General features: G+C 66.4%; 13 protein-coding genes and 1 pseudogene. 10 read left to right on the forward strand and 4 right to left on the reverse strand.

The features are described from left to right. From HBE64_RS07075 to HBE64_RS07110, 8 genes and pseudogenes are all read left to right on the forward strand, one after another. Window positions 1–100 (forward strand): annotated as a pseudogene (locus HBE64_RS07075) (ABC transporter permease); the annotation flags it as partial. A gap of 9 nt (window positions 101–109) precedes the next feature. Beyond that, window positions 110–1,396, forward strand: a complete 1,287-nt coding sequence (locus HBE64_RS07080; protein WP_167099597.1) for an MCE family protein — start codon at window positions 110–112, stop codon at window positions 1,394–1,396. Beyond that, window positions 1,393–2,424: an MCE family protein gene (locus HBE64_RS07085; protein WP_167099599.1), complete on the forward strand. Its 1,032-nt coding sequence runs from the start codon at window positions 1,393–1,395 to the stop codon at window positions 2,422–2,424. The genes HBE64_RS07080 and HBE64_RS07085 overlap by 4 nt, the downstream gene beginning before the upstream one ends. Beyond that, a complete protein-coding gene (locus HBE64_RS07090; protein WP_167099601.1) occupies window positions 2,417–3,514 on the forward strand; it encodes an MCE family protein in 1,098 nt (365 codons plus the stop codon). Before HBE64_RS07085 ends, HBE64_RS07090 begins: the two co-directional genes overlap by 8 nt. Beyond that, a complete protein-coding gene (locus tag HBE64_RS07095) occupies window positions 3,511–5,004 on the forward strand; it encodes an MCE family protein (RefSeq protein ID WP_167099603.1) in 1,494 nt (497 codons plus the stop codon). Before HBE64_RS07090 ends, HBE64_RS07095 begins: the two co-directional genes overlap by 4 nt. Further along, entirely contained in the window at window positions 5,004–6,278 is a 1,275-nt protein-coding gene (locus HBE64_RS07100) for an MCE family protein (RefSeq protein ID WP_167099606.1), read from the forward strand. Before HBE64_RS07095 ends, HBE64_RS07100 begins: the two co-directional genes overlap by 1 nt. Beyond that, the gene (locus HBE64_RS07105) at window positions 6,278–7,885 is read left to right on the forward strand and encodes an MCE family protein (RefSeq protein WP_167099608.1); all 1,608 of its coding nucleotides are present in this window, start codon (window positions 6,278–6,280) and stop codon (window positions 7,883–7,885) included. Before HBE64_RS07100 ends, HBE64_RS07105 begins: the two co-directional genes overlap by 1 nt. 25 nt (window positions 7,886–7,910) lie before the next feature. Next, a complete protein-coding gene (locus HBE64_RS07110; RefSeq protein WP_243841523.1) occupies window positions 7,911–8,432 on the forward strand; it encodes a hypothetical protein in 522 nt (173 codons plus the stop codon). Between the two features lie 12 nt (window positions 8,433–8,444). Here the strand turns inward: HBE64_RS07110 and HBE64_RS07115 are convergent, their stop codons facing one another. Then, complete coding sequence (locus HBE64_RS07115; RefSeq protein ID WP_167099611.1) at window positions 8,445–9,188, reverse strand: hypothetical protein; 744 nt, start codon at window positions 9,186–9,188, stop codon at window positions 8,445–8,447. A gap of 124 nt (window positions 9,189–9,312) precedes the next feature. Between HBE64_RS07115 and HBE64_RS07120 the strand changes: the two genes are divergently transcribed. Then, a complete protein-coding gene (locus HBE64_RS07120; protein ID WP_167099614.1) occupies window positions 9,313–9,720 on the forward strand; it encodes a hypothetical protein in 408 nt (135 codons plus the stop codon). 84 nt (window positions 9,721–9,804) lie between these two features. Here the strand turns inward: HBE64_RS07120 and HBE64_RS07125 are convergent, their stop codons facing one another. Continuing rightward, window positions 9,805–11,076, reverse strand: coding sequence for a cytochrome P450 (locus HBE64_RS07125; protein WP_167099617.1), 1,272 nt, complete (start codon window positions 11,074–11,076; stop codon window positions 9,805–9,807). 123 nt (window positions 11,077–11,199) lie between these two features. Here HBE64_RS07125 and HBE64_RS07130 point away from each other — a divergent pair, with 123 nt between their 5' ends. Next, entirely contained in the window at window positions 11,200–11,889 is a 690-nt protein-coding gene (locus tag HBE64_RS07130; protein WP_167099620.1) for a TetR/AcrR family transcriptional regulator, read from the forward strand. Here the strand turns inward: HBE64_RS07130 and HBE64_RS07135 are convergent. Then, window positions 11,805–12,221, reverse strand: coding sequence for a hypothetical protein (locus HBE64_RS07135; RefSeq protein ID WP_167099623.1), 417 nt, complete (start codon window positions 12,219–12,221; stop codon window positions 11,805–11,807). The genes HBE64_RS07130 and HBE64_RS07135 overlap by 85 nt on opposite strands. 99 nt (window positions 12,222–12,320) lie before the next feature. After that, the gene (locus HBE64_RS07140) at window positions 12,321–13,037 is read right to left on the reverse strand and encodes an enoyl-CoA hydratase/isomerase family protein (RefSeq protein WP_167099626.1); all 717 of its coding nucleotides are present in this window, start codon (window positions 13,035–13,037) and stop codon (window positions 12,321–12,323) included. Between the last annotated feature and the right edge of the window lie 2 nt (window positions 13,038–13,039).

Raw genomic sequence — 13,039 nt, forward strand, 5'->3', positions numbered from 1 at the left:
CAACGCGGTGCGGACCTCACTGATCGTCGTCGTCTCGGTGACGCTGCTGGTCTCGCTGGCCATCTACGGCTCCAACGGCAACTTCAACCTGTCCGGATAGGGAGAAGACGTGACGAGAAATCTGGGTCCCGGACCGGTCGACCGATCCGAAACCGAAACCTCGGCAGCGCCTATCGCGGCGCGGCCGGGGCAGAGCTTCGGCTCGCGCAGCTCGGCGCGTCCGCTCGCAGGTCTGGCCACCGTGCTGGCCATCGTCGCAATCTTCGCGGTTTCGGTTGGTCTGTTCCGTGGCTCCTTCACCAAAACCGTTCCGGTGACGGTGATTTCCGATCGCGCCGGCCTGGTGATGAATCCCGACGCCCGCGTCAAGATGCGCGGCGTCCAGGTCGGCAAGGTCGCCTCGATCGAAGCGCGCCCGGACGGGACGGCAGCGCTGCACCTGGCCATGGATCCCGACCAGCTGCGCCACATTCCCGAGAATGTGTTCGTCGACATCGCGTCGACCACGGTGTTCGGCTCGAAGTTCGTCGAACTCGTTCCGCCGGCCGACCCGACGTCGCAGCGGATGCAGCCCGGGCAGGTGGTCAATGCCGGTCATGTGACCGTCGAGATCAATACCGTCTTCCAGCAACTGGTTTCGGTACTCAACAAACTCGACCCCGCCAAGCTCAACGAGACACTCGGTGCGCTGTCCACCGCGTTCAGCGGCCGCGGTGAGAAGATCGGCCAGACCCTGACCGACTTCGACCGGCTGTTGGCGAAACTCGACCCCAGCCTGCCCAACCTCAAGCACGACATCGAGGTGTTCCCCGCGGTGGCTGACGCCTACGCAGATGCCTCCGACGATCTGGTGCGCACCGCCAACAACGCCGCACAGCTGAGCCGGTCGATCGTCGACGAGCAGCACAATCTCGACGCAGTACTGATGAGCGCCGCCGGATTCGCCGATCTGGGCAGCGAAGTGCTGGGCGACAACCGCCAAGGGCTCAGCGACGCGATCCATGTGCTGCTGCCGACAACCGACCTGCTGGCCCGCTACCACGACAACATCTCGTGTGGCCTGGGCGGCATCGTCCCGTTCGCGACCTCGCCGCCGCTGCCGGTGCCCGGCGTGCTGGTATCGGTGAGCTTCCTGCTCGGCATCGAGCGCTACCGCTGGCCGCAGGACCTCCCGAAGGTCAACGCCAAGCTCGACCGGCCGATCTGCAAAGAGATGGGATTGCCCAACGTGCCGTATGAGTACGTGCCGCCGATGCTCGTCGCCGACGTGGGCGCCAACCCCTGGCGCTACGGCAACCAGGGCATCCTGCTGAACTCCGACGGGCTCAAGCAGGCCCTGTTCGGGCCCATCGACGGCCCGCCCCGCAACAGCACCCAGATGGGGATGTCGGGATGACGCGCGACCGCCGGACACTCATCAAGTTCGTCATCTTCGGCATCATCATGTCGATCCTGACCGCCTCGCTGTTCTTCATCTTCGGTCAGTACCGAACCGGTTCCACCAACGGCTATTCGGCGGTGTTCGCCGACGCGTCGCGGTTGAAGGCCGGCGACACGGTCCGCATTGCCGGCATCCGGGTCGGCACCGTCAACGACCTCGAGTTGCGGCCCGACAAGTCGGTGCTGGTCAGCTTCGACACCGACCACGACGTGGTGCTGACGACCGGAACCAAGGCTGCGGTGCGGTATCTGAACCTCGTCGGCGATCGCTATCTGGAACTCGTGGACGGTCCCGGGTCGACCAAGGTGATGCCCGCGGGCTCGCTGATCCCGGCCGACCGCACGGCCGGTGCGCTGGATCTCGACCTGCTGCTCGGCGGGCTCAAACCCGTTATCCAGGGCCTCAATCCACAAGATGTCAATGCCCTGACGACATCTCTGATCCAGGCGTTCCAGGGTCAGGGCGGCACATTGCAGTCGCTGTTCTCCAAGACCTCGTCGTTCTCCAATGCGCTGGCCGACAACGACCAGACCATCCAGCAGTTGATCGACAACCTCAACACGGTCGTCGGGGTGCTGGCCAAGGACGGCGGACAGTTCGACGCGTCGATCGACAAGCTGGAGCAGCTGATCTCGGGGCTGTCCGGCGACCGCGACCCGATCGGCACCGCCATCACCTCGCTGGACAACGGCACCGCCTCACTGGCCGGCCTGCTCGGCCAGGCCCGCACACCGCTGGCCAACGCCGTCGAACAGATGAATCGCCTTGCGCCGCTTCTCTACGACAGCAAGGACGGCCTGGAGGCCGGGATCAAGCGGATGCCCGGCAACTACCGCAAGCTCGTGCGACTGGGTGCCTACGGCAGCTTCATCCAGTACTACATCTGCGGCCTGTCGGTGCGGGCCTCCGACCTGCAGGGCCGGACAGTGGTCTTCCCGTGGATCAAGCAAGAGACCGGAAGGTGCACGGAACCCGATGCTTAAGTACCGCGGAGCGAATCTGGCCAGGGCGGGCTTTCTGGGCGCGACCCTGATCATCCTGGTGATCCTGGTGGGCCTGCAGCCCGAGAAGCTGCTGTCCTCGGCGACCGACGTCCGCTACCAGGCTTTGTTCAGCGAAGCCGGCGGACTCATGCCCGGCAACGACGTCACGGTCTCCGGCATGAAAGTCGGTACCGTACAAGACGTTGCACTCGAAGACGGCGATGCGCTGGTCACCTTCCAGGTCAAAGGTGCGGTTCCGCTGGGCTCGGACACCACCGCCCACATCCGCACCGGCACCCTTCTCGGCGAGCGGGTGCTGACCCTCGAGTCGGCAGGCAACGCCGCGATGCCGCCGCGCACCGTCATTCCGATCACCAGGACGTCCTCGCCCTACTCGCTGACCGAAGCGGTCAGCGACCTGACCGCCAACACCGCGGGCACCGACACCGCGGCGTTGAACCAATCGCTGGACACCTTGTCGGACACCCTCGACCAGCTGGCGCCCCAACTCGGCCCCACGTTCGACGGGGTGACCCGGCTGTCCAAGTCGCTCAACGCCCGCAACGACTCGCTGGCCGCCCTGCTCAAGAACGCCGCCGACGTCAGCGTGGTGCTCGGCAAGCGCAGCCAGAAACTGAACACGTTGCTGCTCAACGGCAATGACCTCCTCGGGGTACTCAACGACCGTCGGCTGGCGATCTCCAGCCTGCTGTCCAACACCTCGGCCGTGGCCCAGCAGCTCACCGGTCTGGTCAACGACAACGAGAAGAAGCTCGCGCCGACACTGCAGCGGCTGAACTCCGTGCTCGCGATGCTGGAGAACCAGCGCGACAACCTGTCCAAGGCGCTGCCCGGTCTGGCGAAGTTCGAGCTGACGCAGGGCGAGACGGTTTCCAGCGGCTTCTACTACAACGCCTTCGTGCCCAACGTGCAGCCGGCGCAGTTGCTGCAGCCGTTCTTCGACTACGCCTTCGGCTTCCGTCGTGGCACCGACGCCGGCCAGCCGCCGGACAATGCCGGACCGCGAGCCGAGATTCCGTTCCCGTACAACGGCATACCGCAGCCCAACGAACGGTGGGGACAGCCATGAGGCGCAAACGATTCGTCGTAGCGGCAGCGGCACTGCTGGCCGTGCTCCTGCTCGCAGGAGCGACTTTCCTGGTGCGGCAGATGTACTTCGCGCCCACCAAGATCACCGCCTACTTCCCGAGCGCCACCGGTATCTACGCCGGTGACGAGGTGCGGATCTCGGGTGTGAAGGTCGGCAAGATCACCTCGATCGAACCGGACGGCACCCAGGCCAAGATCATGATGAACGTCGACCACGGCGTGCCGATCCCCGCTGACGCCAAGGCTGTCATCGTGGCGCAGAACCTGGTGGCCGCGCGCTATCTCCAGCTCACCCCGGCCTACCGCAAGAACAGCGGCGCGAAGATGGCCAGCGGTGCGGTGATTCCGGTGGAACGCACCGCGGTCCCGGTGGAGTGGGATGAGGTCAAGAACCAGATCACCCGGCTGGCCACCGATCTGGGGCCCAAGGGCAATGTCTCGACGACCTCGGTCAGCAAGTTCATCGACAGCGCCGCCAACGCACTGGACGGCAACGGCGAGAAGCTGCGCCAGACGATCGCCCAATTCTCCAGTGTCAGCCGTGTTCTCGCCGAAGGCAGCGGCAACATCGTCGACGTGATCAAGAACCTGCAGGCGGTCGTGACCACCCTGCGGGATAGCAATGTCCAGATCGTCGCGTTCCAGAACCGGTTGGCGACGCTGACCAGTGTGATCAACGACAGCAGTTCAGACCTCGACGGGGCGATCAGCAACCTGTCGGTGGCTATCGGGGAGGTACAGCGTTTCATCGCCGAGACCCGTGACCCGACCTCCGAACAGATTCAGCGCCTGGGCAACGTCACCCAGATCCTGGTCGACAACAAGACCGCACTGGAGAACGTGCTGCATATCTCGCCGACGGCATTCGCCAACGGGTACAACATCTACAATCCTGACACTGGTGACTTCGGCGGCGGCTTCACGCTGCCGAACTTCTCCAGTCCGGTCGGGTTCATCTGTGGCTCGATCGGTGCGCTGGAGAACACCACCGCGCCGGAGACGGCCAAGCTGTGCGCGCAGTACCTCGGCCCGGCGCTGCGACTGCTGAACTTCAACTACATTCCGATCCCGACCAACCCGTACCTGATGAAGTCGGCCAATCCGGACAACATCGTCTACACCGACCCGTCGCTGGCCCCGGGTGGACCCGGCCCGGCGCGCGGTCCGGAGGATCCACCGGCCGTCTCGGCGTACACCGGGTTGAACAACGACGAGGGTGCGCCCCCGAATTACGGCCAGCCGCCGGCGATCGCACCGGGGCCGACCGCGCCTGACGTCCCGCACGCTCCGGTGTATCCGTCACCGGCGCTGTTGCCGGGCCAGTCGGTTCCGACGGTGTCGAACCTGCCGGGGATGTTGATGCCGGGAACGAGAGGACCGATTCCCGACCCGTCGTATGTGCCGCCGCCGGCGGCACCCGCGACGGCCGCACCGCCCGGCCCGCCGCTTCCGGCCGAAGGGACACCGTGATGCGTAGAACGACGATCCGGGGAGCGCTCGTGGCGGTGGGCGCGGTGATGCTCACCTCCGGCTGCGCCTTCCAGGGCCTCAACTCGCTGCCACTGCCCGGCGCCGTCGGCCGCGGCCCCGGTGCGAACATCTATCACGTCGAGGTCGACAACGTCGGCACGCTGGAGTCCAATTCGCCGGTTCTGATGAACGACGTCGTGGTCGGCAGTGTCGGCAAGATGTCGCTGCGGGGCTGGCATGCCGACGTCGAGATCTCGGTCAAACCTGATATCGACATCCCCGCCAACGCCGTCGCGAGCGTGGGGCAGACCAGCCTGCTGGGCTCGATGCATGTCGCGCTGAGCGCACCGCTGGGTGAAAAGCCCAGTGGGCGGCTGGTTCCCGGCGCGACCATCCCGCTGAGCCAGACCTCGAAGTACCCGTCCACCGAACAGACCCTCTCGGCCGTGGCCGCCGTGGTCAACGGTGGTGGGCTGGGCCAGATCAGCGAGATCATCCACAACTTCAGCGCCGCGCTGTCCGGCCGGGAGGGCGACGTCCGGGATCTGCTGACCCGGCTGGACAACTTCGTCGGCGTGCTCGACGAGCAGCGCGACAGCATCGTCGCCTCTATCAAGTCGCTGAATCGGTTGTCCGGAACCTTCGCCGGCCAGAGCGACGCCATCGACCGGGTGCTCACCGAATTGCCGCCCGCCCTGGACGTTCTCATCAAGGAACGCCCCGCGCTGACCACGGCGCTGAGCAAGCTCGGAACCTTTAGCGACACCGCCAGCGGGGTGGTCAACGATGTACAGGCCGACCTGGTGCAGAACCTGAAGAATCTGGAACCGGCGCTCAAGGGACTGGCCGACATCGGACCCGACATCGGCAAGGCGCTCGCCTACGCGACGACGTTCCCGTACAGCCAGGGTTTGATCGACCGCGCCGTGCGCGGTGACTACATGAACCTGTACGCGGTGCTCGACTTCACCGTGCCGCGGCTCAAACGCGGCCTGTTCCTGGGTACCCGGTGGGGCGAAGAGCACGCGAAACTCGTTCCGGCGCCCGGTGATCCGTGGTACCTGAACTACACCTACGAGCCGCTGTCGACGGGTGTCTCGGCGCCGCCGCAGGGTGAGGACGGCGCACCGCTGAGTGCGGCGTCAGCGCCGATGCCACCGGTGGACGGGCCGGTCCTGCCGGTCGTACCACCGGCTTTCGGCGGGCTGTTCGCGGTGCCCAGCCAGGAGGCGGTCGATCAGATCTTCGCCGGCCCCTACAGCGGAGGTCACTGATGCTGACGCGTTTCGTCCGGAACCAGCTGATCATTTTCACGATCGCGTCGGTTGTCGGCATGGCGGTGATGCTCTTCGCCTACATGCAGGTACCCACCCTGCTCGGGGTCGGCAAGATCAACGTCAAACTGGAGCTGCCTGCCAGCGGCGGGCTCTACCAGTTCTCCAACGTCACCTATCGCGGCGTCCAGATCGGCAAGGTGACGTCGGTGGAGCTGACCGACACCGGAGCGCTGGCCACGATGTCGCTGGACACCGCGCCGAAGATTCCGGCCGATCTGGATGCCAACGTCCGCAGTATCTCGGCGGTGGGTGAGCAGTTCGTGGATCTGGTGCCGCGCACCAAGTCCGGGCCCTATCTCGAGGATGGCTCGGTGATCCCGGTGAAGGAAGCCTCGATCCCGCAACCGGTCGGGCCGATGCTCGACCAGGTCAGCAAGCTGCTCGACACCATCCCGCAGAACAAGATCGCCCAACTTCTCGACGAGTCGTTCAAGGCCTTCAACGGTGCCGGGTTCGACATCCAGTCGCTGCTGGACTCGGCGTCGAAGCTCTCCGGCGACATCAACGGGATCTCCGACCAGACCCGCGCGCTGGTTGACGACACCGGACCGCTGCTGGACGGCCAGGCGCAGACCACCGACTCGATCAAGATCTGGTCGCGCAGCTTCGCCGGCATCAGCGGCACCCTGCAGAAGAACGACCCCCAGATCCGCAACATCCTGCAGACCGCGCCGGGTGCGGTATCGGAGGCCTCGGCGCTGCTCAACCAGATCAAGCCGACGCTGCCGGTGCTGCTGGCCAACCTGAACACGGTGGGGCAGGTGCTGGTCACCTACAACCCGGGTATCGAACAGCTCCTGGTGATCCTGCCGGCCTACATCGCCGCGCAGCAGTCGTTCGGTCTGCCGAAGAACAACCCCACCGGTCTGCCGCTGGGCGAGTTCTCGGCGATGTTCGGCGACCCGCCGCCGTGCACCGTCGGGTTCCTGCCGCCGTCACAGTGGCGCTCACCGGCCGACCTCTCCGATATCGACACCCCCGACGGGCTGTACTGCAAACTGCCTCAGGATTCCCCGATTTCGGTGCGCGGTGCCCGCAACTATCCCTGCATGGACAAGCCGGGCAAGCGCGCACCCACGGTGGAGATCTGCCAGAGCGACAAGCCCTACGAGCCGCTGGCGATGCGCCAGCACGTGACCGGCCCGTATCCCATCGACCCCAATCTGGTGTCCCAGGGCATCCCGCCGGATGACCGGGTGACGTTCAACGACAACATCTACGGTCCGTTGGAGGGCACGCCCCGGCCGCCCGGACCCGTCCCCGCAGGGGCTCCACCCGCTGCGGCGCCGGATGTTGTTGCGCCCCCGGCTGATCCGGCTGGGCCCTTGCCGGGGCCCGCGGCGGCCCCGGCACCCGACGGTGGTGCGGTGCCGGTAGCGCCGAGTTCCTACGGCGCCAACCGAACTGGGATACCGAAGGTGGCCGTCGCCTACTACGACCCGCAGAACGGCCGGTACCTGACCCCGGACGGTCAGTACCGGCAGCAGTCCAGCCTGGTTGCCGGCGGTGCGCCCAAGTCGTGGAAGGACCTGCTGCCGACGTAGGCGGCCGGCCCGGAATGGAGAAACCATGATGCGCGCAGTCAATGTAACCATCGGCGCCTGCGTGGCAACCCTGGTTGCCGCAACGGGTGTCGCGGCCCAGGCCCATGCCAGCGGCCCCTACGGCATCGAGCTCAACGGGCAGTACCTGGTCACCTCGGTCGGCAGCATGTCGAAGACCAACGAGGTGTTCCACGACGAGCAGACGGTGCAACAGGTGTGGACCACCACCTCGACATGCGAGAGCCCGACGTCGTGCACCGGCCACCTGACCAGCAGTCTGGGCTGGGAAGCCGACATGGTCTACACCGAGGATCGCTGGGTGATCCGGCGGACCATTCCCAACTGGGAGCCGTGTGCCGACGGTACGGCGTCACCGGGTAAGCAGGAGTTCCGATTCTGGGTGGTCGACGCCAACGGTCAGCGCTATCCGTCCGACGGCTCTTTGTTCGGGGGCTACGACGAGACCTACGGTCTCAGTGGAGCCTGCGGGCGCAACCTCCCACTGGTGATCAAGATGCCGGTGCGGGTGCAGCGCATCGTCCAGTAACAGCCTTGGCCGTCAAGAGAATTCGACGTCGGACATCTTGATCTGCCCGCCGTCGCGCTGCAGGCTCACCACCACCCGCCAGACTCGGGGCTGCTGATCCTCCTTGGGCGCGTTGGGCCCTTCCCGATGCGAGGTCGCGGCGACCAGCACCACGGCCGTCTGGTCGTCCATCTGCTCGACCGCGGCGTCGTTGACGGTGACCTTGGTGACCATCTTGGAGTCCTGCAACGCCTTGATCAGATCGTCGGAGGTTTCCTGGAAGTTGTTCTGGAACTTGCCAACCGAGTCGTCGATGAGTCGCTGCACGCTCTCCTTGGCCTTGTTGTAGTCCATCGACATCAGGTTGACCACACCCTGACGGGCGGCGGCGGCGTACTCGGCAGTGCGGTGGCGTTCGTCGGCGGCTTTCTTGTGCTGCCACAGCATGAATCCGGTGCCGCCGAGCAGGCCTGCGATGAGCAGGATCACCAGGCTGGCCGCGACGGTTCGCCAGGACGGCACCCCGGGCCGGCGCTTCTTGACCGCGAGCGTCTCGGGTTCGCCGGCGGCGCCCTCGTCCTCGGCGCCATCGGCCTCGGCCACAGTGGGTTCGGCCGACTCACTGGCGGCTTCCAGCTTGCGGCGCAGCTCTTCTGCGCGGGCGCGGGCGGCCTCAGCGCGTGCCTCGGCCTCGGCAGCCGCAGCCTCGGCCTCATCGGCAGTCACGAGGGTGTCGTCGGCCTCGGGCGTCTCGGGTTCACGCTTGCCGGTCGGCATCGGACCTCCTCGTCCATCGCGGTCGCGTGGACCACGACCTTAGTACTGCTGCCTAGCATTCCACAGACCGGGATTTCTTCTCCGAGCGGGAGAATTCGCTTACCGAGTGTGCGAAAGTAATCGGGTGCGAAAGACCGTCGTAGCTCTGGCCGCGCCCCTGGTTGCCGGCTTGCTGATGCCGGCGCCTGCGTTGGCGGACCCGGCCCCGGCACCCGTCAATGCCAACGAGTGCAATGACGCATTCTGCACTCCCGGCATCACCGCCGGGGTGGAGCTCGGTGCACCGTGCAGCGACACCGGCTACTACGTCTTCGGTGTCGACACCCGCAACAACTGGGGCCGCCTGGTGTTCTGCGGCTCACCGCGGCGCTACGAGCCGCGTTACTTCCGCTCCCCGCCGATGGTCGGGGTCAAGCAGTTCAACACCAACTGCAGCGGCTACGAGAACGATGTGGCGCAGGCGCCCGACGGAATGTTCCTCACCTGCGCGATCCAGAACAACGAGTCCATCTGGGTGCGCGGCGACGCCTGATCAGCCCGCCGGCGGCGCGAGATTGAACTCACGCAGGGAATGTGCGAGTAGCGGCCTGCGCAGGTTCAATCTCGGCGCGTGGTGCTATCCGGTGAACCGGACGTGGATGTCGGTGAGCCCCCGCAGGATGTAGGTCGGTTCGTAGCTGTAGCGGCGGTCGCCGGCCGGGCCGTGAACGTCGGAGTCGATGGTGATCTCACCCATCCGGTCCAGCATCCGTTCCAGTGACACCCTGCCCTCCACCCGGGCCAGAGGCGCACCGGGGCAGGAGTGCACACCGCGGCCGAAGGCGATGTGCTCACGAACGTTGGGGCGGCCCAGCTGGAATTCGTGGGGATCGCTGAACCGGCGGGGGTCGCGGTTGGCCGCCCCTGGCAACACCATGACGACGGTGCCCGCCGGGACGTCCAGATCGCCGACCGTCGTCGACCGGCGCGCCAGCCGCGAGTCACTCTTGACCGGGCTTTCCAGGCGCAGCGACTCCTCGATGAACGTCGGGATGAGGCTGCGATCCGACCGCAGCGCCTGCTGCACGTCGGGCCGTTCGGCGAGCACCTTGATGGCCCCCGACAGCAGCTTGGCGGTGGTCTCCTGGCCGGCGGCGAACAGGAACGTCGCGGTGCGCACCACGTCGATGATCTCCGGGGTGGAACCGTCCGGGTACTTCGCGGTGGCCAGCTCGGTCAGCACGTCGTCGCGGGGCCTGCTGCGCCGGTCCTCGAGGTAGCCGCTGAACTTGTCGTCGAGGAACTCCAGCGGGTTGGTGCCCACAGATTCGTGGTCGAGCGATCCGACCCGGGCGCCGGGCCGTTCGGCGCCGAGCACGACGCGGAACTCCTGGTGGTCCTCCTCGGGAACGCCGAGCAGGTCGGCGATCACCAGCAACGAGAACGGCTTGGCATACTCGGCGAGGAACTCCGCCTGGCCCTGGCTGAGGAACTCGTCGAGCTGGCGGTCGGCCAGTCGCCACATGAAGTCCTCGTTCTCCTTGAGCCGCTTGGGTGTCAGCAGCCTGCTCAGCAGCGAGCGTGCCCGGGTGTGGTCGGGCGGATCCATGGTGACCATGTGCTCGTACATCGGGAACTGGGTCCGGTGCGCATCGATCTGGGCGTTGAGATCGTCACCGTCGGGCGTGAAAGGCAGGGGAGGGAACGGCCCGCCGAGCGCGACGATCGACGAGAAGTCGTCGACGTTCTTGTAGACGGTCAGCGCCTCGTCGTAACCGGTCACCGCGACGAACCCGTGCGGCTGCAGCCGCAGCACCGGGTTCTGGCTGCGCAGGTAGTCGTAATACGGGTACGGGTCGGGCACCAGCGACTGGTCGGTGAGGAAATCGAGGTCAGCGAAAGCGGTCATGAGTTCCTCCTCGAGCGGCAAAATGCTGAGCACTTGCTTAGCACGGCGTAAAGTGCGGGGTCAAGGCTGGCCGATAAGGCCCACGTAGGATCGGCGTGTTTGATTCTGGAAGTCGGAGGGGCGATGGCATCGGCGCGGCGGATCGGGGCGCCCGACGCGAAGAACCGCATGGCATTGATCGACGCGGCCGAGCAGCTGCTGCTCGAAGAGGGCTATGCCGCGGTCACCTCGCGCCGGGTCGCCGAGAAAGCCGGCCTCAAGCCCCAGCTGGTGCACTACTACTTCCGCTCGATGGACGATCTGTTCCTCGAGGTGTTCCGCCGCTACGCGGACCTGGGCATGGCGGCCCACGAACGGGCGCTGGCCTCGCCGCAGCCGCTGTGGGCGCTGTGGCGGCACGGTTTGAATCCGGCGGCCAGTCGCCTGACGATGGAGATGGCGGCGCTGGCCAATCACCGCAAGGCGTTGCGCACTGAGATTTCGCAGTATGCCGAGCGGTACCGCGAGCAGCAGAGCACCGCGTTCGTCACCGCACTCGAGCGCCATGAAGTTCTGCCTGACGAGGTGCCCCCGGTCGTGTGGTCGATCCTGATGACCGGGGTGTCCACCGTGCTGGTGATGGGCGAAGCCCTGGGGGTGACCGCCGGGCATCGCGAGACCATCGAGATCGTCGAGCGCTATCTCACGCTGATGGAGGGTGCGCCGACGGCGCCCGAAGCCGACTCAGCTCACCAGTGGCGCAGCGAGCAGAGCGCGCCTTTGGCGCCGGAGTTCTCGGCGACGACGACCCCGTCGACCGCCAGAACACAATGAAAATTGGGCGGATTCGGCGACCGGCCGCTAGTGGCCATCACCATCGCCCATTCGTCGGGGTTGGCCAGTGACACGTTCAGCACCCACTTCTGCGACGGCCCGAGGTCGGCTTCGACGTTGGGGCTGAACAGGTAAGGGTCGTGGCTGTAGTCGGCCCAGTTCGGCGGGTCGGTGTCGCGGTAGTAGATCTCGGCGCCCCGGAACGGTTGCTCGGTGAAGACGCTGTAGGTGACCTGATGCATCACCGGGTCTTCGGCGCTGGCGGTCGCCGCGGTCGCAGCGACTCCGGCAGTGGCCACGACGAGCGCTGAGCCGACCCGGACGAACCTCATCGCGCAGCCTCGCACGCCGCCTCCTTCACCGAAACCAGTCACCGGATTGTAGGGCCTGAAACGGTTCGCACACCGGCGAACCCGGATATCGGGACATGCTCACTTGGCCCGGTTCATCACCCGGTCGGCGGCGTCCCAGTGTTCGTCGGACACCCACAGTCCGGCGAAGGCGTCGATGGCCTGTTGTGGTGTTGCGCCCGCGATCACCTTCTTGATCTCGCCGGCCGGCCGATTGGCCAAAGACTTTGCCAGCGAACGCCATTCGTCGGCGAACGATGCCCGCGGCACCACCCGGTCGATCAACCCGAGCTGGTGGGCCTCGGTGGCGCGCAGGATGGTCCCGGAGCCGGCCAGCATCAGTGCCCGCCCCCGGCCGACCAGTTGGGCCAGCCGTTCGGCGCCGCCCCAGGCCGGCATGATCCCCAGCGCCACCTGGTTGAAGCCGATATTGACGTCGTCGGCGGCCACCCGGATGTCAGCGGCGACGGCGACTTCGGCTCCGCCGCCGAGAGCGTGCCCGTTGAGCGCGGCGATGACCGGAGCGGGGAAATCGGCGATCCGGTCGCAGATCGTGCGCATCCGGCGCGCCATCGCGGCGGCCTCGTCGTGGGTGCGTAACGCGCTGAGTTCCTTGAGGTCACCCCCCGAGACGAACGCGCGGTCACCGCCTCCGGTGATCACCAGCGCTCTGGCCTGCGCCGCGGCGTCGAGCGCCTCCTCGAGTTCACCCATGGTGGACAAGGCGATGGCATTGCGGGCATGCGGGCGGTCGATCGTGAGAACGGCCAGGTCGTCGCTCCAGTCGAGATCAACCATTC

The sequence above is a fragment of the Mycobacterium sp. DL592 genome (genome assembly GCF_011694515.1).
Classification (GTDB): Bacteria; Actinomycetota; Actinomycetes; order Mycobacteriales; family Mycobacteriaceae; genus Mycobacterium.

What these genes read in the sequence shown, in the direction of transcription:
- HBE64_RS07130 (WP_167099620.1), top strand. Translation starts at nt 11,200, where the DNA reads ATGGCATCGGCGCGGCGGATCGGGGCGCCCGACGCGAAGAACCGCATG.
- HBE64_RS07105 (WP_167099608.1), top strand. Translation starts at nt 6,278, where the DNA reads ATGCTGACGCGTTTCGTCCGGAACCAGCTGATCATTTTCACGATCGCG.
- HBE64_RS07140 (WP_167099626.1), bottom strand. Translation starts at nt 13,037, where the DNA reads ATGGTTGATCTCGACTGGAGCGACGACCTGGCCGTTCTCACGATCGAC.
- HBE64_RS07095 (WP_167099603.1), top strand. Translation starts at nt 3,511, where the DNA reads ATGAGGCGCAAACGATTCGTCGTAGCGGCAGCGGCACTGCTGGCCGTG.
- HBE64_RS07085 (WP_167099599.1), top strand. Translation starts at nt 1,393, where the DNA reads ATGACGCGCGACCGCCGGACACTCATCAAGTTCGTCATCTTCGGCATC.
- HBE64_RS07090 (WP_167099601.1), top strand. Translation starts at nt 2,417, where the DNA reads ATGCTTAAGTACCGCGGAGCGAATCTGGCCAGGGCGGGCTTTCTGGGC.
- HBE64_RS07125 (WP_167099617.1), bottom strand. Translation starts at nt 11,076, where the DNA reads ATGACCGCTTTCGCTGACCTCGATTTCCTCACCGACCAGTCGCTGGTG.
- HBE64_RS07115 (WP_167099611.1), bottom strand. Translation starts at nt 9,188, where the DNA reads ATGCCGACCGGCAAGCGTGAACCCGAGACGCCCGAGGCCGACGACACC.
- HBE64_RS07135 (WP_167099623.1), bottom strand. Translation starts at nt 12,221, where the DNA reads ATGAGGTTCGTCCGGGTCGGCTCAGCGCTCGTCGTGGCCACTGCCGGA.
- HBE64_RS07100 (WP_167099606.1), top strand. Translation starts at nt 5,004, where the DNA reads ATGCGTAGAACGACGATCCGGGGAGCGCTCGTGGCGGTGGGCGCGGTG.
- HBE64_RS07110 (WP_243841523.1), top strand. Translation starts at nt 7,911, where the DNA reads ATGATGCGCGCAGTCAATGTAACCATCGGCGCCTGCGTGGCAACCCTG.